Raw genomic sequence first — 24,511 nt, forward strand, 5'->3', positions numbered from 1 at the left:
CACCGAACGGCTTCGGGGTTTGGCTGTTGGCTGTTCCGGGAACCTCCCCTTCTAAACCGCCGAGAAGCGCAGAAACCCGGGGCGCGAGCGCAGCGAGCCTCAAGCTCTGACTTCGCACCCCTTTGTTTGAACGGAGCGTAGCGAAGTGAGTTGGGTGCGGCCCCGGGTTTCGAGAATCGCAGGGCACCCGGCTCCGCCGGGCGGTTTCGCAGGGGAGAGCTTTTTGCCTACTTTTTGGCGGCGCAAAAAGTAGGTCGGCCGCCGGGACGAACCCCCGGCTGGGCCTAGCCACAAAGCCAAAGCTGTTCATCGCAACCCCGACGCTCAGCGAACCTTCGCCGCCGCCTGCGCGCCAGCAAAGTCCAACGCCTTGCCCTTCACCGCAGCCGCATAAGCGTCAGCAGCATCCTTCTGCAAAAACGCACTCAACTGCCCCTTGCCATCGGCGACGAACCACGAGTTCGGCGCTAGCAGCTTGATGCGATGCACCAGGTCATGCACATACACGCCGCGTGCCTTCTTGCCCTCGCCCTCCAGCTTGCGCAGGTCCGCCAACGCACCTTCAATCGACGCGTAATGCCGCACCTTCGGCTCGCCCACCAACCAGATCCCAGCCACCCGCTGGAAATCAACAATCGGCTTGCCTGTCACGGCATCGGATGCCTTCAACCCCAGCTTGTCGTAGTTCTTCAACCTGGCCTCGTAGTCCAACCCCGAGGCCTTGAACGCTGCGCGGATGTACTGGTCGTCCACGAAGGTCTCCGCCTTCAATGGCGACTCACGCCCCATCAGCTTCAGCGTCTCGATGGACGTCGCCAGCGCCTTGCGGTACTCCGGCTTCCAGGTGTTGTCGCGCGTCTGCAGGCCGAGAGGCCCGTGGTAGAGGTAGTTCACCGCGGCCTCGATGCCGGTGACCTTCTCAATCAGCTCGCTGTACTTCTCCGGTTCGGCAGCCATCAGCCGATCCGCTTCCAGAGCAGCACGCAGGAACGCAACGACGATCTCCGGGTACTTCTTCGCGTAGTCGCCCGCCACCAGCGAGCCGTGATACGTGGGCGCATTCGCCTGCGCGCCGTCATAGATCTTGCGGGCAATGCCGCGGTGCTCGAACAGCTCCGCAAAGGGCACGAAGTCGGCATGCGCCTCGATCTTGTTGGCCTGCAGCGCGGGGCCGGCCACCTCGGGCGCCTGCGTGATGATGTTGACGTCCTTCTGCGGGTCCCAGCCCTGCGAGGCGATGGCCCGCAGCAGCATGCCGTGGGCGGTGGACGCGAAGGGCACGGAGATCGTGCGGCCCTTCAACTCGGACAGCGACGTGAGGGTCGACTGCTTCGGGACCACGATGCCGTTGCCGCTGCCCAGCGTGCTGCCGGAGAGCACGGTCAGGAACAGGCTCTGCTTGCCGGCCTTCAGGAAGGCCGCGCCATTGTTGGAGCCGGGAAAGTCGGCCATGGAGCCGATGTCCAGCTTGTCGGCGACCATCTCGTTGGTCAGCGGCGCGCCGGAGGTGAAGTTCTTCCATTGGATGTCGTAGGTGACACCCTTGTATTTGCCGTCCTTGGGCAGGTACTTCTCCAGCAGCTTGAGTTCGCGGATCAACAGGCCGCCGGTGGCGCAGTTGATCGTCGTGTCCTGCGTGCCGATGGCGACGCGGATGGTCTCGGCATGGGCGCCGGCAGCCAGCGCAAGAGACAGGGCGAGGAGAGTCAGCTTCTTCATGTCAGTTCAACGGAGGAGGTAGGGGATCTCGACGTGGACCGCGCCGGTGGGGCAGTCCTTCTCGCAAGGCATGCAGTACCAGCACTCGTCGAACTTCATGTAGGCCGTGCCCTTGCTGAGATCGATGGCCAGCACGTCGAGCGGGCAGACGTCCACGCAGACGGTGCAGCCCTTGTGGGCGATGCACTTGTCGGCGTCGACGGTGACGGGCACCTGGCTGGGCGTCAACGCCTGCGGGCGGATGGGGGTGGTCATGGCGGTAGTCATGGGCTGATCCTTCAGGCGGGCACGGGTTCAGCGGGAATGCGCAGCCGTGCGTAGGCCGAGCTGTCGGCCTGAGCGATGGGCACGATGTAGGGCTCGATGGCACGCTTGAAGCAGGCCATGCGGCCATCGGCGTCCTTGTGCAGTTGCGCGTGGACGAACCAGTCCGCGTCGTTGCGTTCCGGGTAGTCGACCCGCGCGTGGTACAGGCCCCAGCGGCTCTCCGTGCGGAACAGCGACGCGCGTGCGGCCATCTCCGCGCAGTCGCGGATGAAGTGCACTTCCATCGCCCGCATCAGCTCGTGCGGGTCGCGGGCCTGCAGCTGGTCGAGGTCCTCGCGGATGCCCTCGAAGCGCTCCAGGCCGATCTCCATCTTCTTGGTGACCTTGGGCGGCTGCAGGTAGTCGTTGACCATGCGGCGCAGCTTGAATTCGACCTGGCTGGGCGGCAGGCCGTTTTGCCTCAGCAGGGGCGATTGCACGCGGGCGCGCTCGGCCTCGACCTGGCCGGCGTCGACCGGCGCGAAGTCGTTCGCCGCGCAGTACGCCGCGCTGCTCTCGCCGGCGAGCTTGCCGTAGACGAAGGCGCCCAGCATGTAGTTGTGCGGCACGCTCGCCATGTCGCCGGCGGCATGCAGCCCGGCCACCGTGGTTTGCGCATGCTCGTTGACCCACACGCCCGAGGCTGAGTGGCCGCTGCACAGGCCGATCTCGGAGATGTGCATCTCCACCATGCGCTCTCGGTAGTCCGTGCCGCGGCCGGCGTGGAAGCGGCCGCGGCTGGGCCGCTCGTTGGTGTGCAGGATGGTCTCGATTTCCTGGATCGTTTCTTCGGCGAGGTGGTCCAGCTTCAGGAACACCGGGCCGTTGCCGCCCTGCAGCTCGCGGTAGAACTCCCACATCATCTGGCCCGACCAGTAGTCGCACTCGATGAAGCGCTGGCCCTGGGCGTTGGTTGTGTAGCCGCCGAAGGGGCCGGTCACGTAGGCGCAGGCGGGGCCGTTGTAGTCCTTGATCAGCGGGTTGATCTGGAAGCACTCGATGCCCGACAGCTCCGCCCCCGCGTGATAGGCCATGGAATAGCCGTCGCCCGCGTTGGTCGGGTTCTCGTAGGTGCCGAAGAGATAGCCGCTGGCCGGCAGACCGAGGCGCCCGGCGGCGCCGCAGCTCAGCACGACGGACTTGGCGCGGATGACGTGGAAGTCGGCCGTGCGGCAGTCGAAGGCCATCGCGCCTGCAATGCGGCCCTCGTGCGTCAAGAGGCGCGTGGCGACGAGGCGGTTGGTGACCTCGACCCGCGTGCGCTTGAGCTGGCGGTAGAGCACCTTCTTGATGTCGTGGCCTTCCGGCATCGGCAGCACATAACTGCCCATGTGGTGGACCTTCTTGACCGCGTAGTCACCGGTCTCGTCCTTCTCGAACTTGACGCCCCAGCGGTCCAGCTCCTCGACCATCGCATGGCTGTTGGCGGCGTAGGCCATGACGGCCTTCTGGTTGACGATCCCATCGTTGGCCACGGTGATCTCGCGCACGTACTGCTCGGGCGTGGCGTGGCCGGGCAGCACGGCGTTGTTCAGGCCGTCCATGCCCATGCTGATGGCGCCGCTGCGCTTGACGTTGGCCTTCTCCAGCAGCAGCACGCGAAGCTGAGGGTTGGCCTGCTTGGCCTTGACGGCCGCCATCGGGCCGGCGGTGCCGCCGCCGATGACGAGGACGTCGACTTCGGTTTCTATGAGGTTCATGTCAGACGAGATCGGATGAGGGGCTGCGTTGCAGGCGCAGCCGGTACTGGAAGTTGTCGGCGCGGCAGTACAGGTGCTCGTAGTCGAGCGGCCGGCCGTCGCGGCCGTGGGTGAGGCGTTCGATGTGCAGCAGCGGCGCGCCGGGCTCGACGCCCAGCAGCGCGGCCTGGTCGGCGCTGGCCAGCCGGGCGTCCATGACCAGGTCGGCATGGCCGAGCGGCGCGGCGCAGTCGGCTTCCAGGATGCCGAAGATGTCGCGCACGGCGAGGTCCTCGCGGGCGACGCGCTGGCCGAGTGCGAGCGGCAGCCAGGTCAGGTCCAGCGACACAGGCTGCGCGCCGACGTGGCGTACGCGGTGGATCTCGGTGACGAGGTCGCCTGCGCTGAGCTGCAGGCGCTGGGCGACTTCCTCGGTTGCGGGCACCGTGGCCACGGACAGCAGGCGGTTGTAGGTGTCGTGGCCCAGCGCACCCATGGCTTCGGCGAAGCCCTGCAGCCGGCCCAGTTCCTGGAAGGGCTTGGGCGCAGACACGAAGCTGCCCTTGCCCGCCACCTTGAAGATGACGCGCTCCTTCTGCAGATCGCTCAAGGCCTGGCGCACGGTGATGCGGCTGACGCCATACAGGCCCATCAGCTCGCTCTCGGACGGCAGGCGGTCATGCGGCTGCCAGGCACCGCTGACGATGCGGGCCCGGATGTCCTCGCGGATGCGGCTGTACAGCCGTACGGCGGCGGGGCCGTGGTGCAGTGCTGCGTCAGCGAAGGCGAGGGAGTTCATCGGATGCGAGCGGGGCCTGACCTGTCATGTCAGGTGCTCTCATCGCAAGCGCTGTGCCGGCTGTCCCCAGGGCCTCAGAACGAGGCCGTTTCTCCTATGAAAACGGGCTCGGTGGGCCTGTCACCACACCACTTGCAAGTGCTGTTCATCCGTCAACAGTCTGCTGAGAATTCAACAGTGAACTGTTGAGTTTCAAACATCATCAAGCGTCATCCAGGCGCTCGAACTCCGCGATCACCTGGGCGCCGAACAGCAGCAGCGTGGCCGCAATCTCCAGGCTCAGCAGCACTGCGATGGCCGTCGTCAGCGAGCCGTAGACGGTGCCGATCTGCGACAGCGTGCCGAAGTACCAGACCAGCACATGCCGCGACACCTCCCACAGCAGTGCCGCCGCGAGCGCGCCGATCAGCGCCAGCGGCAGCGACGGCCGCCCGCCCGGCATGACCATGTAGACCGACGCAAGCACGAACACCTCGCCAGCGAAGCCGAGCAGGTAGAGCATGACGCCCGACACGCCGTGCAGCGACCACGAGTAGCCGAGGAACTCCACCTCGCGCTGCCCCAGCGCCTGGAAGCTGCCTGCCACCAGCGTCACCAGCAGCAGGCCGACGCTCAAGGACAGGATGTAGAGGTAGGGGATGAGCGCCGAGATCAGCGCGTGGCGTGGCTTGAGCTTGCGGCGGTGGTGGAAGATGCCCTGCATGGCGCTCTCCAGCACCGAGAACGCCAATGAACTGAAGAACAGCATGCTGACGAGCAGCACCCAGCCCATCACGTCGCGGTGGGCTAGAAAACGCGCCAGCTCGGCCACCACGGCGGCGGACTGCCCCGGCATCAGCCACTCCAGGTAGCGGCCCACCGTCGCCAGCAGTTGCGCCTGGTCCACCCAGTGCGACAGGGCGATCACGCTCAGGATCAGCAGCGGCACGATGGACAGCAGCGCGTAATAGGCGACTGCGCCGGCCAGCAGCAGGCCCTGATTGGCGCGGAAGGCTTTCAGCGTATGCCACACAAAGCCCCAGGGGTCATGCAGCAGCCGGGCGATCTGGCGTGAGAACTGGCGGAGGAAGAGGCGCATGGCAGCAGCGTCGAGACCCTGGCGGCAGTGGTCTGTCGGCCGCCGCACCTGTGCGCTGTCGGCGTGCGCTGACAGCCGGCCATGCGAGCGCGGCGGTACGCTCGTGCATGGACCTCTCGCCTGTCAATCCCTTGCCCGACGCCCCTGCCGAGGCGTTGCTCAGCCCGCCCACCAGTGAGCCGCTGCGTCCGCACATGCCGATCTCCGTGCGCAGCACCGCGCTTGCCGTGCTGGCGCTTCTGGCCGTGGTGTACACGCTGCACTGGGCCAGCGCAGTGATCGTGCCGGTGCTGCTGGGCGTGATGCTGAGCCACGCGCTCGCGCCGCTGACTGACCGCCTGGAGCGCCTGCGGTTGCCGCGCGCCCTGGCGGCGGCGCTGCTGCTGCTGGGTCTGGTGGGCAGCATGGGATGGACGGTCTATTCGCTGGCTGACGACGCCAGCAAGCTCATGGAATCACTGCCCGTAGCCGCAGCCAAGGTGCGCGCCGCCGTGGCGGCCAACCGCCCCGGCAGCACTGGCGCGCTGGCGCAAGTGCAGAAGGCGGCCACGCACCTGGAACAGGCCGCCGACGCCGGGGGGCCACCTTTGGCAGGCCCGCGCGGCGCCACGCGCGTGGTCATCGAGCGCCCGCGCTTCAACCTGCATGACTACCTCTGGACCGGCACGCTGGGCCTGCTGGCCTCGCTGGGCCAAGCGGTCGTGGTGGTGTTCATCGCCTTCTTCCTGCTCGCGTCCGGCAACCATTTCCGGCGCAAGCTGGTGCACCTCGCCGGCCCGACCTTCGCCAAGCGCCGACTGACGGTCCAGACGCTGGACGAGATCGGCGCGCAGGTGCAGCGCTATCTGGTGGTGCAGGTGATCACCAGTGCGGCGGTGGGCCTGACCATCTGGCTGACCTTCTCGCTGGTCGGCATGGAGCATGCTGCCGTCTGGGGCGCCACGGCCTTCGTGCTGGACTTCATCCCCTACGTCGGCGCCACGGTGCTCACAGTCAGCTCGGGCCTGTTGAGCTTCGTCCAGTTCGGTACCGTCGACATGGTGCTGCTGGTGGCCGGCATCTCACTGGGCGTGCACACGCTGTCCGGCAACCTGTTGATGCCCTGGCTCAGCAGCCGCAGCAGCCGCATGAACGCGGTCACCGTGTTCATCGGCGTGCTGGCCTTCGGCTGGCTGTGGGGCCTGTGGGGTTTGCTGCTGGGCGTGCCCATCCTGGCCAGCGTGAAGGCGGTGTGCGACCGCGTGGACGAACTCAAACCCATCGGTGAGCTGATGGGCACCTGAGCCGGGCGGGCTGGACAATCCCGGCGATGCCCGACTGGTTCTCCCCCGCCCAACTCTTCGGCTACGCCGCCTTCGTGCTCGGCGTCGCCTGCTTCCTGCAGACCGACGACCGCCGCTTCAAGTGGTTCATGACCGGCGAGTGCCTTGCCTACGTCATCCACTTTGCGCTGCTGGGCAACCCGACGGCGGTGGCGAGTTCGCTGCTGTCCATGCTGCGCTCGGTGCTGTCCCTGCACACGCGCTCGGTGTGGGTGGCGGTGCTGATGGTGTCGGCCAACATCGGCTTCGGCTTGGGCCTGGCTGAGAAGCCCAGCGACTGGCTGCCGCTGACCGCCTCCTGCCTGGGCACCATCGCCCTGTTCACGCTGACCGGCGTGCCCATGCGGCTGCTGATGCTCTGCGGCACGGGGCTGTGGATCGCCAACAACGTCATCGCCGGCTCCATCGGCGGCACGGCGCTGGAGGTGGTGGTGGCGGCGGTGAACCTCGTGACCATCGCCCGCATGCTCAGGAACAGGGCACCACAGCCCCGCTGAAACCATTGAAACAAACGGCCGGCTCCGTGAAGCCGGCTTGCAACCTGCGCGGCAGACCATGGCGGTCTCGGCAGGTGCATCGATGCGCCGCCTCCAGATTCAGCAGGAGACTCCCATGGACATCCAGACGCTCGACCGCCTCACCCCCGCGACGCCCGCCACGCTGCAGCCGGCTGCCGTTGAGCCCTGCTGGCATGAGCTGCTGCGCCAGACGCTGGCGCCGGAGCACGAGGCCACGGGCCTGTCGGGGCTGGACGCCGTGCACCTGGCGCACGACGCGCTGCCGGAGCTGGACTTCGAGGACATCCGCCTGGACGCCCGCGCCTTTGGTCAGCCCACGGCCACGCCCTTCCATGTCGTCGGCCTGAACGCCGGCCACCCGGAGGCCGTCGAACTGAACCGCCGTCTGGCCCGCGCCTGCGCCCGCCGTGGCTGGGCCATGGGCCTGAGCTCGCAACACCGCCAGCCCGGCGGCCCGGCCGACCTGGCCGCTGCCGTGAGCCAGTGGCAGCGCCTGCGTGACGCCGCGCCCGAACTCCTGCTGATCGGCAGCCTCAGCCTGAGCCAGGTGGTGGCCACGCCGCTGGCGCTGCTGCGCCGGCTGATGCAGTCGGCCCAGGCCCAGGCGTTGGCCGTGCATCTCAATGCCTTGCAGGAATGCCTGCAGCCGGCCGGCGCACCGCAGTTCCGCGGCGGCCTGGCGGCCCTGCGCGCCGTGTGCGAAGGCCTGGATGTGCCCGTGCTGCTGAAGGAAACCGGTTGCGGGTTCTCGGCGCGCACGCTGGCCAAGCTGCCCGGCCTGGGCCTTGGCGCGCTGGACGTGGGCGGCCTGGGTGGCACGCATTGGGGCCGCATCGAAGGCGGCCGCGCGCCGCAGGACAGCCTGCAGGCTCAGGTGGCCAGCACGTTTGCCGGCTGGGGCGAATCGACGGTCGCCTCGGTCCGCGCGGCGCAGCGGCTGGTGCCCGAGATCGAAACCTGGGCCAGCGGCGGCGTGCGCTCGGGGCTGGACGCCGCCAAGCTGATCGCACTGGGCGCCGAGCGTGTCGGCTACGCCAGGCCCGCCATCCAGGCCGCGCTGTGGGGCGACGCCGCGCTGGACGACTGGATGGCGCAGCAGGAGCAGGAACTGCGCATGGCGCTGTTCTGCAGCGGCGCCGCGTCACCGGCCGAGCTGCGCCGGCTGCACGCCGCCAACGAGCTGAAAGACTGAATTCGGTCTATATTCGGTCCTCTGGTTTGCGGAGGCCCGCCATGAAGTTTTCCACGCAGGTCAAACCCATCAGCCATCTCAAGAGCCACGCGGCAGAAATCGTCAAGACCATTTCCGAGACCGGCGAGCCGATGCTGATCACTCAGAACGGCGAGGCCAAGCTGGTGGTCATGGACGTGGACTCCTACGAACGGCAACAGGAGACGATGGCGCTGCTCAAGCTGCTGGCCCTGGGCAAGCGAGACATGGAGCAGGGTCGCTTTCGCGATGCCGACGACGTGTTTGCCGATCTGGACGCGGCCGACGGGGCATGAGGGTCGTCTTCCTCGCTGGCGCAGAAGAAGACCTCAAGATCATTCGCCGTTACGTGGCGAAGAAGTTCGGCGTCGAGACCTGGCTGGACACGAAGGCCAAGCTCAAGGCGTCGCTCGGCACGCTCAAGACCTTTCCCCTTGGTGGCGCCGTCCCCGAGGAATTGGCAGACCTTGGCCTGGAGCAGTACCGCCAGTTGATCTCGGGCATGAACCGGATCATCTACGAGGTCACGACGGACGTTATCTACGTCCACATCGTCTGCGATGCGCGCCGCGACCTGCGCACCCTGCTCTCCCGCCGGCTTCTGCGCGCGGTCGACTGAACCTGTCGCGGCGGGCCCGCCTCAACGATTGGCGGAGTAGTTCACCGGCAGCCAGTCATAGCCCTTGCCATCGACGCGCAGCTTGCCAATGCCCGGGAATGACACGTGGGTCACGGCGACGTAATAACCGTCCTTGGCCGCAGCGGCGTAGGCCTTCTCGCGAGCAGGCGCGGCGGCCTTGGGATCGGAGTCGAAGCTCATCGTCACCGCCGGCTCTGGGAACTGCACAGCAGCGACGTGCATCAGGTCGCCCCAGAAGACGATCTTCTGGCCCTTGCTTTCGGCCACGTAATTGCTGTGGCCGGGCGTGTGGCCATAGGCCGGGAAAGCCTTGACGCCGGGGACGATCTCCACGCCAGCAGCGCTGCCCTCAAAGGGCTTGAAGCGGCCCGCGTCGGCATAGGCCTTGACGTTGGCGGCGATGGCCTTGGCACCGTCGCCCTTGGCAACCTGCTCGGGTGCCAGCCAGAAATCGGCATCGCGCTTGTCCACGCGCAGCGTCGCGTTCGGAAAGTTGGCCTTGCCGTCGGCGCCCGTGCCGCCGATGTGGTCGCCGTGCATATGGGTGATGACGATCTCGTCGACCTGTTCCGGGCTGTAGCCGGCGGCTTTCAGGTTGGCCAGCATGCGGCCCAGCGTCGGGCCGAAGAGGCCGGAGGCGCCCGTGTCCACCAGCACGATCTTGCTGCCGGTGTTGATCAGATAGGCGTTGACGGAGGTCTCCAGCGGCAGGCCGAGGTAGGCGTGCTGCAGGGCCTTGACCGTGTTGGGCGCGGGCTGTTGCAGCAGCTTGTCGACGGGCAGGTCCAGCGTGCCGTCGAAGAGGGCGGTGATTTCGAAATCGCCCAGCTGCAGGCGGTACCAGCCCGGCGCCTGGCCCTTGAGCTGCGGGCCGGCGGCAAAGGCCGGGGCCATGCAGGCCAGGGCAAGGGCAGTGGCCAGGGCGGCGGGCAGCAGGCGTTTGATCATCGTGAGTCTCCGGGGGGTGGGGAAGCGAAGCGGCGCAGCATATCGGCGGCCCGACAGCCCCGCAGCCCCCAGGGCTGTTGTCTGCGAACTGGACAGGCCGACCGCGAGTGAACGGCTGGAATCCGGACAGTGCCCGCGCCTGAAACGGCCAAAACGCGGGTCAACCCGCAAGGGTTTGCGCGGGGTTTGCCCCAAGTTGGCTCGGGCATGGCTTTTGCGCTTTGTCACCTGGCACCACAAGACCTATCAGGAGACAAGACATGCCCCGACGCCTACCGGCGCTTTTCCGCATCCAGCCGCTGCATTTCGCCATCCTCTGCGGCCTTGGCACCTGCATCGCGCTGCCGGCCGCCGCGCAGACCGTGCCCGCCGAAACCACCGCCACGCTGGAGACCGTCAAGATCACGGCCCGCAAGCGCGAGGAGTCACTGCAGGACGTGCCGGTGGCCGTGACGGCGCTGACCGCAGATCAGCTCGACAAGCTGGCCATCAAGGACCTGGGCGACCTGCAAGGCCAGGTGCCCAACCTGACCATCTACGCGGCGCGCGGCAGCAACACGACGCTGACGACCTTCATCCGCGGCGTGGGCCAGGCGGACCCGCTCTGGGGCGTGGACCCTGGCGTCGGCATCTATTTCGACGACGTCTACATCGCCCGGCCGCAGGGCGCGCTGCTGGATGTCTACGACGTGCAGCGCGTGGAAATCCTGCGTGGCCCGCAGGGCACGCTGTACGGCAAGAACACGGTGGGCGGCGCGGTGAAGTACGTCTCCAAGCCTCTGCCGCAAAAGACCGAGGGCGCGGTGACGCTGGCCATGGGCAGCTACGGCCAGGTCACGGCCAAGGGCGGCGTGGGCACGGCGCTGGCCGACGGCCAGCTGCGCCTGCGCGTGGCCGGCGCCAGCCTCAACCGCGGTGGCTACGGCAGGAACCTGACCGACGGCAGCGCGGTGAGCGACCAGAACACGACGAGCGGCCGCCTGTCGGCCGGCTGGTTCCCGACCGGCTCGAGCTTCAACGCCCAGGTGTCGGTGGACCGCACCGTGGACGCCTCGCACATGCGCGGCTTCCAGCGCCTGAACGTGAGCCCCTTCGACCCCGCCAAGACGCCGCCTATGGCGAGCCGCTTCGACATCGCCAGCGGCATGCCCAATGCCAATCGCACCACCAGCGAGGGAGAGTCGCTGACGCTCAATTGGGGCGTCAGCAATGACTGGAGCCTGAAGTACATCCTGGCCCACCGGGCGTCTGACACCAACACGTCCATCGACTTCGACGGCCTGCCCAACAAGATTGCGGACGTGCGCGCCGAGTACCACGACAGCTCGCAAAGCCACGAGCTGCAGGCCATCTACGAGGGGGCCAACAGCTCGGGCGTCATCGGCGCCTACTACTTCGACGGCCGCGCCGGCGGCACGGTGCGCAACAACTTCTTCAATGCCAGCTTCGGCACCACCAACGGTCTCGTCTACACCGAGGGCAAGGCGATCTTTGCGGACTGGAGCTGGCGCCTGGGCCCGCAGTTCTCCATCAGCACCGGGCTGCGCTACACGGACGAAAGCAAGCGCGCCGTCGTGCTGAACCAGGCCTTCGCCAACGACCAGTTCAGCGGCGCGCCCATCGCCGTGCCGGCCAACTTCGACCAGACGCGTGCGGTGAAGAACACCTCGCCGCGCCTGTCGCTCGAGTACCGCGCCAGCCAGGCCGTCAAGCTCTACACGACCGCCTCGCGCGGCTTCAAGAGCGGTGGCTACAACATCCGCGCCAATACCGTTTCGTTTCCGTCATCGGGCAAGCCCTTCGAGGACGAGAAGCTGGATTCTCTGGAGGTCGGCGCCAAGATGGTCCTCGACGGCGGCCGGCTGGAGCTGAACACGGCGCTCTTCCACAACAAGTACAAGAACGTGCAGCTGTCGGTGTTCACCAGCTACACCCTGCCCAACGGCACGCCCGGTTTCTTTGGCGACTTCACCAACGCCGGCAAGGCCACGCTCAAGGGCGGCGAGGTCGAGTTCCTGTGGATGCCCACGGCCGACTGGCGCCTCAGCGGCCACCTCGCCTACCTGGACGCCCAGTACGACGAGTACATCGATCGCGGCGTCAACGTGGCCGACCAGAAGAAGTTCACCAACACGCCCAAGTACCAGGCCGGGCTGAACATCGAGCACACCGCCAGGCTCTCCATCGGCACGCTGCGCTCGCGCATCGGCGTGACGCACCGCACCAAGGTCTACCCGACGACCGACCTGTCGGAGTCGCTGGCGCAGGAGGCCTACACGCTGGTCAACGCCGGGCTGATCTGGGAGAAGGACGCCAAGTTGAGCTTCTTCCTGCAGGGCGCCAACCTGGCCAACAAGGCCTACAAGACCGATGGGTACAACATCGCCGGCCTGGGGGTGCTGAACGCCTATTACGGCGCGCCGCGCACGGTCACCGTCGGCGGGACGTACAAGTTCTGAACACGGACCTGACGGCGAGACCGAGCGGCATCGGTCTCGGCCCGCCGAATAGGCCGGCGCGGTACATTGCGCCGGCCATGCCACTGTCCAAAACTCAGACACCCACCGGCATCCCCCAGGATGTCGACGGGCTGCTGCGCCTGGCCGCGCAGTCCATGTTCGACGTGCTGGCGCGCTCGACCGAAGGAATGATGGTGGTGGACCGCGACCACCGTGTCGTCTGGATCAGCGATGGCTACAAGCGCTTCCTGCCGGCGCTGGGGTTCACCGACGAGCACGAGTTCGTCGGCAAGCGCGTGGAAGACGTGGTGCCCAACACGCAGATGCTGCAGGTGCTGGAGACCGGCAAGCCGGTGCTGGTGGACCTGCTGACCAACAAGGCCGGCACCTTCCTCGTCAGCCGCCTGCCGCTGCGCAACGACGCGGGTGAGGTCATCGGCGCTTTGGGCCTGGTGCTGCTTGACCACCCCGAGACGACGATGCAGCCGCTGATCCAGAAGTTCGGCCGGCTGCAGCAGGAGCTGGAGGACACGCGCCGCCAGCTCGCCGCGCAGCGCCGGCCCAAGTACACGATTGCCAGCTTCATCGGCGCGAGCCCGGCGGCGCTGGAGGTCAAGCGTCAGGCGCGTCGCGTGGCGCAGACCGACTCAACAGTGTTGTTGCTGGGTGAGACCGGCACCGGCAAGGAGCTGATGGCCCACGCCATCCACTCCGCGTCGCGCCGCGCGCACCGGCCGCTGGTGGGCGTCAACATCGCCGCCGTGCCCGAGACGCTGCTGGAGGCCGAGTTCTTCGGTGTCGCCCCGGGCGCCTACACCGGCGCCGACCGCAAGGGCCGCGACGGCAAGTTCAAGCTGGCCGACGGCGGCACGCTGTTCCTGGACGAGATCGGCGACATGCCGCTGGCGCTGCAGAGCAAGCTGCTGCGCGTCTTGCAGGAGCAGGAGGTGGAGCCTCTTGGCAGCAACACGGTGCTGCGCGTCGACGTGAGAGTGATCGCCGCCACCAGCCGCGATCTGGCGAGCATGGTCGCTACCGGCCAGTTCCGCGCCGACCTGTATTACCGCTTGAATGTGCTGCCCATCCGCGTGCCGGCTTTGAGGGAGCGGCTGGACGACATCGAGGCGCTGGCCGAGGCCCTGGGCGAAGACATCGCCCGCCGCAGCGGCATGCCGCAAAAGCTGCTCAGCCCCGACGCCATCGAATGGCTGATGCAGCAGGCCTGGCCCGGCAACATCCGCGAGCTGAGGAACACGCTGGAGCAGGTCAGCCTGATGAGCGACGACATGCAGCTGACGGCGGCGAGTTTTAAGGGCGGGTCGGCGGGGCCGGCAACGGTTGCTGTTGCCCGGGCGCCGCAACCCAACGCCTTGGCGGCGATGACATCGCAGGCGGTTGCCCCCCTGCCCGAACTGATCGAAGCCCTGGAACGCGATGCGATCGCGCGCGCGCTCAGGGCAACCGGCGGCAATCGCATGGCTGCGGCGAGGTTGCTGCAGATTTCCCGAGCGTCGCTGTACGAAAGACTGTCGCGCTGGCCGGACCTGGAAGTCCAGCTTTCGGACAACGCCTGAATTTCGGACACTCTCCCGGTCCCTAACGGCCAAAAACCTCGGGACAACCCCGACGAAAACCGCCCCGGCGCCCACTTCCCCGCCGGGCACGGCCCTTGCAAAAAGGGAAGACACCGTCTGCCGACAGAGCAGACATGACGAACTTCTGGAGACATGCCCCATGCGCCACACCACGCGCCCCGTTTCTCGTCGCCTGGCCCTCGCCGCAGCCACCCTCGCGGTCACCGTCCCCGGCCTCGCCTTGGCTGCCGACAAGGAAATCCGCATCGCCCACGTCTACAGCAAGACCGGCCCGCTGGAGGCCTACGGCAAGCAGACGCAGATCGGCTTCATGATGGGCCTGGACTACGCCACCGGCGGCACCATGACCGTGGCGGGCAAGAAGCTCGTCGTCATCGAGAAGGACGACCAGGGCAAGCCCGACGTGGGCAAGAGCCTGCTGGCCGCGGCCTACGGCGACGACAAGGCCGACATCGCCGTCGGCCCGTCGTCCAGCGGCGTGGCGCTGGCCATGCTGCCGGTGGCTGAGGAGTACAAGAAGATCCTGCTGGTGGAGCCCGCCGTGGCCGACTCCATCACCGGCGAGAAGTGGAACAAGTACATCTTCCGCACCGGCCGCAACTCGTCGCAGGACGCGATTGGCAATGCTGTGGCCGCCGACGTGGCGGGCCTGAACATCGGCGTGCTGGCCCAGGACTACGCCTTCGGCCGCGACGGCGTGAAGGCTTTCAAGGAGGCGCTGAAGAAGGCCAAGATCGTCCATGAGGAATACCTTCCCACGGCGACGACCGACTTCACCGCCGGCATCCAGCGCCTGGTGGACGCGCTGAAGGACAAGCCAGGCCCCAAGGTCATCGCCGTCGTATGGGCCGGCGCCACGCCGCCCTTCGGCGCGCTGGCGGCCCTGGACCTGCAAAAGCGCTACGGCATCGGCGTGGGCACGGGCGGCAACATCCTGCCGGCCATGACGGCCTACAAGCAGTTCCCGGGCATGGAGGGGGCGACGTATTACTACTTCGGCATCCCGAAGAACCCGGTCAACGAGTGGCTGGTGGCCAACCACTACAAGCAGTTCAAGGCTCCGCCTGACTTCTTCACGGCCGGTGGCATGAGCGCGGCGATTGCGCTGGTGGAGGCGCTGAAGAAGACCGGCGGCGACACGACGACCAACAAGCTCATCAAGACCATGGAGGGCATGAGCTTCGAGACGCCCAAGGGCAGGATGACCTTCCGCGCTGAGGACCACCAGGCGATGCAGTCGATGTATCACTTCAAGATCAAGGTGGACCCGGCGTTCCCGTGGGGTGTGCCGGAGCTGGTCAGGGAAATCAAGCCTGAAGAGATGCAGGTCCCCATCCGCAACAAGCGCTGATCGCTCGGCTACTGCGCGGGCGCTGCACGTCGTTGCGGGTCCTCCCATGAATCCTCACGTACAGGAAGTACGTTCCGGTTCATGGGTCCCCCCGCGCCTAGTTCAGCACCCGCTCGCTACGCCTCGATTTGGCTTTCCGCGCTGAAACAGCCTTCATGCTTGAGACCAAAAACCTGACGATCCGCTTCGGTGGCCATGTGGCCGTCGACGGCGTGTCGTGCGCCTTCCAGCCCGGCACGCTGACGGCCATCGTCGGCCCCAACGGCGCGGGCAAGACGACCTACTTCAACCTGATCTCGGGCCAGCTGCCCGCGAGCAGCGGCGAGGTCTGGCTGGATGGCGAGAACCTGACCAAGCTGCCGGCGCCGGTGCGGACGCGGCGCGGCCTCGGGCGGGCCTTTCAGCTGACGCAGTTATTCGCGCATCTGACGGTGCTGGAGAACGTGCGGTTGGCGGTGCAGGCACGGCATGGCAAGGGGCTGCGGATGCTGTCGGTGTGGCTGTCGCATCGCGAACTGATCGACGAGGCGCGCGCCATTCTGGACCGTGTGCGGCTCGGCTCGCGAGCCGATGACCTCGCCGCCAGCCTGCCGCATGGCGACCAGCGCAAGCTCGAAGTGGCCATGCTGATCGCGCTGGACCCCAAGGTCTATCTGTTCGACGAGCCGACGGCCGGCATGAGCGTGGACGAGGTGCCTGTCGTGCTGGACTTGATCCGCGCGCTGAAGGTGGAGAAGAAGCACACGCTGCTTTTGGTGGAGCACAAGATGGACGTGGTGCGCGAGCTGGCGGACCGCATCATTGTTCTGCACCAGGGCAAGTTGGTGGCTGATGGCGACCCGGCGACGGTGATTGCGTCGCCCATCGTGCAAGAGGCTTATCTCGGGGTGGCTGCATGAACCTGCTTGAGTTGCGCGGTGTTCATACGCACGTCGGGGCGTATCACATCCTCCACGGCGTGGACCTCGATGTGCCGGCCGGTCAAGTCACGATGCTGTTAGGCCGCAATGGCGCGGGCAAGACGAGCACGCTGCGGACTCTGATGGGGCTGTGGACGGCGAGCGCGGGCTCGGTGCGCTTCAAGGGCGAAGACATCACCAAGCTCGCCACGCCCGACATTGCGTCGCGTGGCATCGCCTATGTGCCGGAGACCATGGGCATCTTTGGCGAGCTGAGCGTGGCGGAGAACTTGCTCCTGGCGGCGCGTTCGGCCAAGCGGATTGGCGACCTCGATGCGAAACGGCTGGAGTGGCTGTTCGGGTTGTTTCCCGCGCTGAAGATCTTCTGGCAGCACCCGGCGGGCAAGTTGTCGGGCGGGCAGAAGCAGATGCTGGCGATTGCGCGGGCCATGATCGAGCCACGTGAGCTGTTGGTCATCGACGAGCCAAGCAAGGGGCTGGCACCGGCCATCGTGGCCAACCTGATCACGGCGTTGCGGGAGCTGAAGAAGACGTCGGCCACGACGGTGTTGCTGGTGGAGCAGAACTTTCGGGTGGCGGCTGAGTTGGGGGATTCGGTTGCGGTGATGGATGACGGCCGGGTTGTGCATCACGGGGCGATGCGAGAGTTGATCGAGGACGCGGAGTTGCAGCAGCGGTTGCTGGGGTTGTCGTTGGGGGCGCATCAATGACTTCCGCGTGCTTGTGGGTTGCTCTTGGGCAGCGCGTGCCTGCTCGCTGCATTGCCGGGAGTCCGTCCCGGCGGCCGGGTAACTTTCTTCTGCGGGGCCAGAAGAAAGTCACCAAAGAAGAGGCCCTGAACCGCACACCAGCGCCATGTGCACGAGCTGCGCCGTGCAACGGCCATTCGGCGAGTGGGCAGACGCGAACCGCTGCGCTCTCGCTGCTGTCCTTGTCACCCGCACCATCCATCGCAGCGCTTGCCCGCCTAACGCGCGGCTGCACGCCGTGCTCACGAGAAAACCAAATGCAGCGTCGCTCGGGCGACGCGATCGCTGCCAGCACCTCCGTAGCGTCGCCCCAGCGACGCGGTATTCCTGGTGAGCCCGGCGTGCAGCCGGCGTTAGGCGGCATGAAGTGGCGCGCCATGGCACTCGTCACAAGGACAGCAGCGAGAGCGCAGCGGGTCGCGTCTGCCCGCAAAGCCAGTGGATGTTTTCGCGCGCCGCTCTTCGCGGCGCCGCGGTCGTGTGCGGTTCAGGGCCTCTTCTTTGGTGACTTTCTTCTGGCCCCGCAGAAGAAAGTTACCCGGCCGCCGGGACGGACTCCCGGCAATGCACCGGGCAGACACGCGCTCCGCAAAAGCATCCAACGCGAAGTAGCGAGCCCATGAAACTCGACCCAAGACCGCTGGCACTCCTGGCCGCAATCATGCTGCTAGCACTCCCACTAACCGGCAGCCCCAGCACCTGGCTCAACCTTACCCTGGCAGGAATCGCCATGGGCCTGATCATCTTCGTCATCGCCTCCGGCCTGACGCTAGTGTTCGGCCTGATGGACGTCCTCAACTTCGGCCACGGCGTCTTCATCGCCCTCGGTGCATTCACTGCGACCACGGTGTTAGCAGCCCTCGCCCCCTGGGCCACGTCGCCCGACGTGGCAAGCAACCTCGCCGCCCTCGCAGCAGCATGCACAGCCGGCATGGCCATCGCCGCCGCCGTCGGCGTCGTCTTCGAGCGAGTGCTGGTCAGACCCGTCTACGGCCAGCACCTGAAGCAGATCCTCATCACCATGGGCGGCATGATCATTGGCGAGGAGCTGATCAAGGCGACCTGGGGCGCCCAGCTCATCCCGCTGCCCATGCCCGACGCCCTGCGCGGCATCTTCCTGATGGGCGACGTCGCCGTCGAAAAGTTCCGCGTGCTGTCCATGCTCATCGGCCTGACCGTCCTCATCACGCTGCTGCTCGTGCTGAACCGCACCAAGATTGGTCTGCTGATCCGCGCCGGCGTGCAGGACCGCGAGATGGTCGAGGCGCTGGGCTATCGCATCAAGCGGCTCTTCGTCGGCGTGTTCGTCGCCGGCTCCGCGCTCGCGGGCCTGGGCGGCGTGCTGTGGGGCCTGGTGCAGCAGGGCGTCACGCCGCAGATCGGCGGGCAGGTCAACCTGCTGATCTTCATCGTCATCATCATCGGCGGCCTGGGGTCGACCGTGGGCTGCCTCATCGGCGCGCTGCTGGTGGGCCTGGTCGCCAACTACGTCGGCTTCATCGCGCCGAAGGCGGCGCTGTTCTCCAACATCGGGCTGATGGTGGCCATCCTGCTGTGGCGCCCGCAAGGCCTCTACCCGGTGGGCGCCAAATGATCCGCTCGCTGCTCTCCCACGACCTGCCGCGCAGCCGCATCCTGGCCGGCATGCTCATCGCCTGCTTCATCGGCCTGCTCGGTGCACCGTTCATCTTCCCCGGCACGCAGGCGCTCAACGTCGCGGCCAAGATCCTCGTGTTCATCCTGCTCGTGGCCAGCTACGACCTGCTGCTGGGCTACACCGGCATCGTCAGCTTTGCGCACACGATGTTCGTCGGCATCGGCGCCTACGGCATTGCCATCGCGTCGGCGCGGCTGGGGGCGGACTGGGGCTCGCTGGCCATCGGCTTTGCTGCAGCCCTTGCACTGAGTGCCGTGCTCGCATTGGCCATGGGCCTGGCCAGCCTGCGCGTGAAGGCGATCTTCTTCGCCATGATCACGCTTGCCGTGGCGTCGGCCTTCATGACACTGTGCTCCCAGCTGAGCGACTTCACTGGCGGCGAGGACGGCCTGAATTTCCAGCTCCCCGAGGTGCTGCGCCCGTCGACCGAGTTCATGGAAGAGCCCCTCCTCGGCGTCATGCTCGACGGCCGGCTGCTGACCTACTACCTGCTCTTCGTCGTCGTGCTGGGGCTGATTGCGCTGCTGCTGCGCATCGTCAACTCGCCCTTCGGGCGCGTGCTGCAGGCCATCCGCGAGAACGAGTTCCGGGCCGAGGCGATCGGCTATCGCACAGTCGTCTATCGCACCGGCGCCAACGTCATTGCGGCCCTGCTCGCCTGCTGCGGCGGTGCCCTGCTGGCCCTCTGGCTGCGCTACACCGGCCCGGAAACCGCGATGAGCATGGAAATCATGCTGGACCTGCTGCTCATCGTCGTCATCGGCGGCATGGGCACGGTCTACGGCGCCGTCATCGGCAGCGTGCTTTTCATCGTCGCGCAGAACTATCTGCAGGCGCTGCTCAAGGGCGCGGGCTCGCTCGTCGAAGGCGTGCCGGTGCTGAGCACGCTGGTCTCGCCCGACCGCTGGCTGCTGTGGCTGGGCCTGCTGTTCGTGCTGGCGGTCTACCACTTCCCCGGCGGCATCGTCGGGCGGCTGCGGCTGGCGGCGTGGACGCGGGGAAGGACCCAAAAATGAAATCGCGCTACGTCAACTGCCTGGGTCGCGAGGTCCACGTCACCGATTGGGGCGATGCCAACGCGCCCACCGTCATCGCCTGGCACGGCCTGGCACGCAGCAGCCGCGACTTCGACGACTTCGCTGCCGCCCTCAGCGCGAAGTGGCACGTCGTTTGCCCCGACACACCGGGCCGTGGCCTGTCGCAATGGGCGGTGGACCCGGCGCGCGAATACTGCCTGGAGTTCTATGTCGAACAAGCCGAAGCGCTGCTGGATCAACTGGGGCTGCAGAAGGTGCATTGGGTGGGCACGTCCATGGGCGGCGCCATCGGTACGCTGGGCGCGGCGACAAGGCTGCGCGGCCGTATCAGGCGCCTGGTGCTGAACGACAACGGCCCCGAGCTGGCGGCCTCGGCGCTCGCGCGCATCAAGGCCTATGCCGGCCAGCCGCCGAGCTTTGCGACGGTGACCGAGCTGGATGCCTATTTCCGCGAGATCTACGCGAGCTTTGGTGTTCTCTCCGACCAGCAATGGCGCCATCTCACCGAGACCTCGCTGCGCCGCCTGCCCGATGGCCGCGTGACGCCGCATTACGACCCGGCCCTGGTGCGGCAGTTCGAGCATCACCCCGATGACTACGAGCTGTGGAGCGCGTGGGACCAGCTCGACCTGCCGGTGCTGTGCCTGCGCGGCGAGGACTCGACTTTGCTGACCGCCGAAACCGCCCAGGCCATGCGCGAGCGCGGCCCGCGTGCGGCGGTGGCCGTCATCCCCGGCTGCGGCCATGCGCCGGCGCTGAACACGCCGGAGCAGATCGGCTTGATCGAACGTTTTCTTTCCGCGGATCAGGGGGCCTGTTGAGGCGACGGGGATCAGATGCGTTGTCAGTCAAAAGCCTGCGAGCAAGGCGCGAAACGAAGCTGGGGTAGGCCCCCAGCGAGGCTTCGCAACGCCGCGCGCGGGCTTTTGAGTGGCAACCCGAAGGGAGAGGGCTGCGCCTGCGCAGAGCCTCTCGCACTGATCCCCGTCGCTTCAACAGGCCCCTACGTGAATGCCCGTAAGCCGGCGTCAGGCTTGAAGGCCTAGAGTCGCGCAGCCAACCCCCGGAAGTCCATGAGCGAATTCATCCTCGAGACGCAGGACCTGACCAAGGAGTTCAAGGGCTTCACCGCCGTGGACTCCGTGAATCTGCAAGTGCAGCGTGGCCACATCCACGCGCTGCTCGGGCCCAACGGCGCGGGCAAGACGACCTGCTTCAACCTGCTCACCAAGTTCCTGACGCCCACGCGCGGGCGCATCGTCTTTGCGGGCACCGACATCACCGGCGAAACCTCGGCGCAGATCGCGCGACGTGGCGTCATCCGGTCTTTCCAGATCTCCGCCGTGTTCCCCCATCTGACGGTGCTGGAGAACGTGCGCATCGGCCTGCAGCGGTTCACCGGCACGAGCTTCCATTTCTGGCGTGGCTTGACCGGGTTGAAGACGCTGGATGCCAAGGTGCTGGCGCTGTTGGAGCTGGTGGATCTGCGGGACATGGCTTCTTTGAAGGCGGCGGACCTGCCTTACGGCCGCAAGCGTGCGCTGGAGATCGCCACGACGATGGCGATGGAGCCGCAGTTGATGCTGCTGGACGAGCCGACGCAAGGCATGGGGCATGAGGATGTGGACCGTGTGACTGCGTTGATCAAGCGCGTGGCCGAGGGGCGCACGGTGTTGATGGTGGAGCACAACATGAAGGTCGTGGCGAGCATTGCGGACCGGATCACGGTGTTGGCTCGTGGGGCTGTGCTGGCGGAGGGCGACTACGCTGAGGTGTCGAAGCATCCGGCGGTGTTGGAGGCGTACATGGGCACCGAGGCGACTGAATTGGTGGGGGCGCATTGATGTTGTTGCGCGCTGCTATTGGTCGCTTGGCGGAGAGTGCGTCTGCTCGTTGCATTGCCGGGAGTCCGTCCCGGCGGCCGGGTAACTTTCTTCTGCGGGGCCAGAAGAAAGTCACCAAAGAAGAGGCCCTGAACCGCACACCAGCACCACATGCACGAGCTGCGCCCTGCAACGGCCGGTCGGTGAATGGGCAGACGCGAACCGCTGCGCTCTCGCTGCTGTCCTTGTCACCAGCGGCACTCATAGCCGCTTCAGCCCGCCTAACGCGCGGCTGCACGCCGGGCTCACGAGAAATGCCGAAGTCAGCGTCGCTCGGGCGACGCGATGGCTCTTCGCGCCTTGTAGGTTGGGGTGAGCGCAGCGAACCCCAACGCCGCCCCGCCCAACCCCTGTGGCGTCGCCCCAGCGACGTGGCAATTCCTGGTGAGCCCGGCGTGCAGCCGGCGTTAGGCGGCGTGAAGGGGCGCGCCATGGCGCTCGTCACAAGGACAGCAGCGAGAGCGCAGCGGTTCGCGTCTGCCCACAACGCCGGTGGATGTTTTCGCGCGCCGCTCTTGGTGGCCTCGCGCTCGTGTGCGGTTCAGGGCCTCTTCTTTGGTGACTTTCTTCTGGCCCCGCAGAAGAAAGTTACCCGGCCGCCGGGACGGACTCCCGGCAATGCACCGGGCACGCGCGCTCTCCGCAAGAGCAACCTACCTCACCGAGCAAGCTGACAAAAGCCATGGCCACCCCAGCACTCGAAATCCAAAACCTCCATGCCTGGTACGGCGAAAGCCACATCCTCCACGGCATCAACCTGTCCGTGCAGCCCGGCCAGGTCATCACCCTGCTCGGCCGCAACGGCGCCGGCCGCACCACCACGCTGCGCGCCATCCTGGGCCTGACTGGAGCCAGAAAGGGCTCCATCAAGGTCCACGGCGAAGAAACGATCGGCCTGTCCACACACCGCATCGCCAACCTCGGCATCGGCTACTGCCCCGAAGAGCGCGGCATCTTCGCGAGCCTGTCGACCGAAGAGAACCTGCGCCTGCCGCCGCTGCTCAAAGCCAAGCGCGGCAAGGTCATGAGCGAGGCCGACATCTACGCCATGTTCCCCAACCTCTCCGAGCGCAAGAACAGCCCCGGCACACGCCTGTCCGGCGGCGAGCAACAGATGCTGGCCGTGGCGCGCATCCTGCGCACCGGCGCCGACATCCTCTTGCTGGACGAGATCTCCGAAGGCCTCGCCCCCGTCATCGTCCAGGCCCTGGCCCGCATGATCCGCACGCTCAAGAGCCAGGGCTTAACCATCGTCATGGTGGAGCAGAACTTCCGCTTCGCCGCCCCCTTGGCCGACCACTTCATCGTCATCGAGCACGGCGAAGTCGTGCTGTCTTTCCCCGCAGCCGACCTGCCGGCCCACCAGGCGCGCATGGACGAGCTGCTCAGCGTTTGAACCCACAAAGACTCACACCCAGGAGACAACCATGAAGAAGACCCTCATCGCTACCGCCCTCGCCACCTGCGGCTTTGCAGCACACGCTCAGATCTCGGGCGACGTCATCAAGATCGGTTTCCTGACCGACATGTCCAGCGTCTATGCCGACATCGACGGCGCCGGCGGCGTGGAGGCCATCAAGATGGCCATCGCCGACCTCAAGGGCATGGCTGCCGGCAAGAAGGTCGAGTTCATCTTTGCGGACCACCAGAACAAGGCCGACGTCGCCTCGGCAAAAGCCCGTGAGTGGATGGACACGCAGGGCCTGGACCTGCTGATCGGCGGCACCAACTCCGGCGCCAACCTGGCCATGGCCACGGTGGCGGCCGAGAAGAAGAAGCCCTTCATCGCCATCGGCGCCGGCAGCTCCGCGCTGACCAACGCCAACTGCACGCCCTACACCATCCACTACGCCTACGACACGGTGGCCCTGGCCAACGGCACCGGTGGCGCGGTGACCAAGGCGGGCGGCAAGAACTGGTACTTCCTGACCGCCGACTACGCCTTCGGCGCTGCACTGCAGGCCGACACGACGACTGTCGTGCAGAAGAACGGCGGCACGGTCAAGGGCAGCGTCAAGCACCCGCTGAACGCGAACGACTTCTCCAGCTTCCTGCTGCAGGCGCAAGGCTCGGGCGCGCAGATCCTGGGCCTGGCCAATGCCGGCGGCGACACCATCAACACCATCAAGGCGGCCAACGAGTTCGGCATCACCAAGACGATGAAGCTGGCCGGCCTGCTGATGTTCATCAACGACGTGCACTCGCTGGGCCTGAAGACGACCGAAGGCATGTACCTGACCGACWSCTGGTACTGGAACCAGACCCCCGAGGCGCGCGCCTGGAGCCGCCGCTTCTTCGACAAGATGAAGCGCATGCCCTCGTCGCTGCAGGCGGCGGACTACTCGGCCGTGACCCACTACCTGAAGGCCGTGGACGCCGGCAAGACCGACGACGCCGACAAGGTCATCGCCAAGATGAAGGACACGCCAATCAAGGACTTCTACACCACCGGCACCATCCGCAAGGAAGACGGCCGCGGCATCCACGACATGTTCCTGATGCAGGTGAAGTCGGCCAAGGAGTCGACCGAGCCCTGGGACTACTACAAGGTCGTCACGCGCATCCCGGGCGAAGAGGCCTTCACCAAGCTCGCGGACTCGAAGTGCCCGTTGGTCAAGAAGTGATGGGCTGAGCGGCATGA

22 protein-coding genes are annotated in these 24,511 nt (G+C 66.7%); 16 read left to right on the forward strand and 6 right to left on the reverse strand.

Annotation, left to right across the window (positions count from 1 at the left end; all coding sequences use genetic code 11):
* Positions 1-324: 324 nt before the first annotated feature.
* From ACXRVZ_RS04250 to ACXRVZ_RS04270, 5 genes are all read right to left on the reverse strand, one after another.
* Positions 325-1,719, reverse strand: a complete 1,395-nt coding sequence (locus ACXRVZ_RS04250) for an ABC transporter substrate-binding protein (protein ID WP_457418077.1) — start codon at positions 1,717-1,719, stop codon at positions 325-327.
* Positions 1,720-1,725: 6 nt separating this feature from the next.
* Positions 1,726-1,986, reverse strand: coding sequence for a 4Fe-4S dicluster domain-containing protein (locus tag ACXRVZ_RS04255; RefSeq protein ID WP_458232201.1), 261 nt, complete (start codon positions 1,984-1,986; stop codon positions 1,726-1,728).
* A gap of 11 nt (positions 1,987-1,997) precedes the next feature.
* Positions 1,998-3,725 carry a fumarate reductase/succinate dehydrogenase flavoprotein subunit gene (locus ACXRVZ_RS04260; RefSeq protein WP_457418079.1) on the reverse strand — a complete coding sequence of 576 codons (1,728 nt, stop codon included), beginning with the start codon at positions 3,723-3,725 and terminating at the stop codon, positions 1,998-2,000.
* A 1-nt stretch (position 3,726) separates the two neighbouring features.
* The gene (locus tag ACXRVZ_RS04265; protein WP_457418081.1) at positions 3,727-4,503 is read right to left on the reverse strand and encodes a GntR family transcriptional regulator; all 777 of its coding nucleotides are present in this window, start codon (positions 4,501-4,503) and stop codon (positions 3,727-3,729) included.
* Between the two features lie 202 nt (positions 4,504-4,705).
* Entirely contained in the window at positions 4,706-5,581 is an 876-nt protein-coding gene (locus ACXRVZ_RS04270) for a YihY/virulence factor BrkB family protein (protein WP_457418083.1), read from the reverse strand.
* A gap of 107 nt (positions 5,582-5,688) precedes the next feature.
* Here ACXRVZ_RS04270 and ACXRVZ_RS04275 point away from each other — a divergent pair, with 107 nt between their 5' ends.
* The 5 genes from ACXRVZ_RS04275 to ACXRVZ_RS04295 all read left to right on the forward strand — a co-directional run bounded on the left by ACXRVZ_RS04275 (position 5,689) and on the right by ACXRVZ_RS04295 (position 9,250).
* The gene (locus ACXRVZ_RS04275; protein WP_457418085.1) at positions 5,689-6,864 is read left to right on the forward strand and encodes an AI-2E family transporter; all 1,176 of its coding nucleotides are present in this window, start codon (positions 5,689-5,691) and stop codon (positions 6,862-6,864) included.
* A 26-nt stretch (positions 6,865-6,890) separates the two neighbouring features.
* A complete protein-coding gene (locus ACXRVZ_RS04280; RefSeq protein WP_457418087.1) occupies positions 6,891-7,400 on the forward strand; it encodes a YgjV family protein in 510 nt (169 codons plus the stop codon).
* Between the two features lie 115 nt (positions 7,401-7,515).
* On the forward strand, positions 7,516-8,613 hold the full coding sequence (locus ACXRVZ_RS04285) for an alpha-hydroxy-acid oxidizing protein (RefSeq protein WP_457418089.1): 1,098 nt from the start codon (positions 7,516-7,518) through the stop codon (positions 8,611-8,613).
* 41 nt (positions 8,614-8,654) lie between these two features.
* Positions 8,655-8,927, forward strand: coding sequence for a type II toxin-antitoxin system Phd/YefM family antitoxin (locus ACXRVZ_RS04290; protein ID WP_457418091.1), 273 nt, complete (start codon positions 8,655-8,657; stop codon positions 8,925-8,927).
* Positions 8,924-9,250 (forward strand): type II toxin-antitoxin system RelE/ParE family toxin, encoded by a 327-nt coding sequence (locus ACXRVZ_RS04295; protein WP_457418093.1) that lies wholly within the window; start codon positions 8,924-8,926, stop codon positions 9,248-9,250. Before ACXRVZ_RS04290 ends, ACXRVZ_RS04295 begins: the two co-directional genes overlap by 4 nt.
* Before the next feature lie 21 nt (positions 9,251-9,271).
* Here ACXRVZ_RS04295 and ACXRVZ_RS04300 read toward each other — a convergent pair whose 3' ends face one another.
* On the reverse strand, positions 9,272-10,219 hold the full coding sequence (locus tag ACXRVZ_RS04300; RefSeq protein ID WP_457418095.1) for an MBL fold metallo-hydrolase: 948 nt from the start codon (positions 10,217-10,219) through the stop codon (positions 9,272-9,274).
* Positions 10,220-10,479: 260 nt separating this feature from the next.
* Here ACXRVZ_RS04300 and ACXRVZ_RS04305 point away from each other — a divergent pair, with 260 nt between their 5' ends.
* The 11 genes from ACXRVZ_RS04305 (at position 10,480) to ACXRVZ_RS04355 (ending at position 24,494) form a co-directional block, all read left to right on the forward strand.
* A complete protein-coding gene (locus ACXRVZ_RS04305; RefSeq protein WP_457418097.1) occupies positions 10,480-12,678 on the forward strand; it encodes a TonB-dependent receptor in 2,199 nt (732 codons plus the stop codon).
* A 77-nt stretch (positions 12,679-12,755) separates the two neighbouring features.
* Entirely contained in the window at positions 12,756-14,252 is a 1,497-nt protein-coding gene (locus tag ACXRVZ_RS04310) for a sigma-54 interaction domain-containing protein (protein ID WP_457418099.1), read from the forward strand.
* A gap of 160 nt (positions 14,253-14,412) precedes the next feature.
* Positions 14,413-15,624 carry a substrate-binding domain-containing protein gene (locus ACXRVZ_RS04315; RefSeq protein WP_457418101.1) on the forward strand — a complete coding sequence of 404 codons (1,212 nt, stop codon included), beginning with the start codon at positions 14,413-14,415 and terminating at the stop codon, positions 15,622-15,624.
* A 155-nt stretch (positions 15,625-15,779) separates the two neighbouring features.
* Positions 15,780-16,523: an ABC transporter ATP-binding protein gene (locus ACXRVZ_RS04320; RefSeq protein ID WP_458232202.1), complete on the forward strand. Its 744-nt coding sequence runs from the start codon at positions 15,780-15,782 to the stop codon at positions 16,521-16,523.
* Positions 16,520-17,254, forward strand: coding sequence for an ABC transporter ATP-binding protein (locus ACXRVZ_RS04325; protein WP_457418105.1), 735 nt, complete (start codon positions 16,520-16,522; stop codon positions 17,252-17,254). The genes ACXRVZ_RS04320 and ACXRVZ_RS04325 overlap by 4 nt, the downstream gene beginning before the upstream one ends.
* Before the next feature lie 658 nt (positions 17,255-17,912).
* Complete coding sequence (locus ACXRVZ_RS04330) at positions 17,913-18,887, forward strand: branched-chain amino acid ABC transporter permease (protein WP_457418107.1); 975 nt, start codon at positions 17,913-17,915, stop codon at positions 18,885-18,887.
* Positions 18,884-19,966, forward strand: a complete 1,083-nt coding sequence (locus ACXRVZ_RS04335; RefSeq protein ID WP_457418109.1) for a branched-chain amino acid ABC transporter permease — start codon at positions 18,884-18,886, stop codon at positions 19,964-19,966. The genes ACXRVZ_RS04330 and ACXRVZ_RS04335 overlap by 4 nt, the downstream gene beginning before the upstream one ends.
* On the forward strand, positions 19,963-20,808 hold the full coding sequence (locus ACXRVZ_RS04340) for an alpha/beta fold hydrolase (protein WP_457418111.1): 846 nt from the start codon (positions 19,963-19,965) through the stop codon (positions 20,806-20,808). The genes ACXRVZ_RS04335 and ACXRVZ_RS04340 overlap by 4 nt, the downstream gene beginning before the upstream one ends.
* 252 nt (positions 20,809-21,060) lie before the next feature.
* Complete coding sequence (locus ACXRVZ_RS04345) at positions 21,061-21,831, forward strand: ABC transporter ATP-binding protein (protein WP_457418113.1); 771 nt, start codon at positions 21,061-21,063, stop codon at positions 21,829-21,831.
* A 721-nt stretch (positions 21,832-22,552) separates the two neighbouring features.
* Entirely contained in the window at positions 22,553-23,266 is a 714-nt protein-coding gene (locus ACXRVZ_RS04350; protein WP_457418115.1) for an ABC transporter ATP-binding protein, read from the forward strand.
* A 31-nt stretch (positions 23,267-23,297) separates the two neighbouring features.
* Positions 23,298-24,494: an ABC transporter substrate-binding protein gene (locus ACXRVZ_RS04355; RefSeq protein WP_458232203.1), complete on the forward strand. Its 1,197-nt coding sequence runs from the start codon at positions 23,298-23,300 to the stop codon at positions 24,492-24,494.
* Positions 24,495-24,511 lie beyond the last annotated feature (17 nt).

It is taken from the genome of Roseateles sp. P5_E8 (assembly GCF_054177665.1).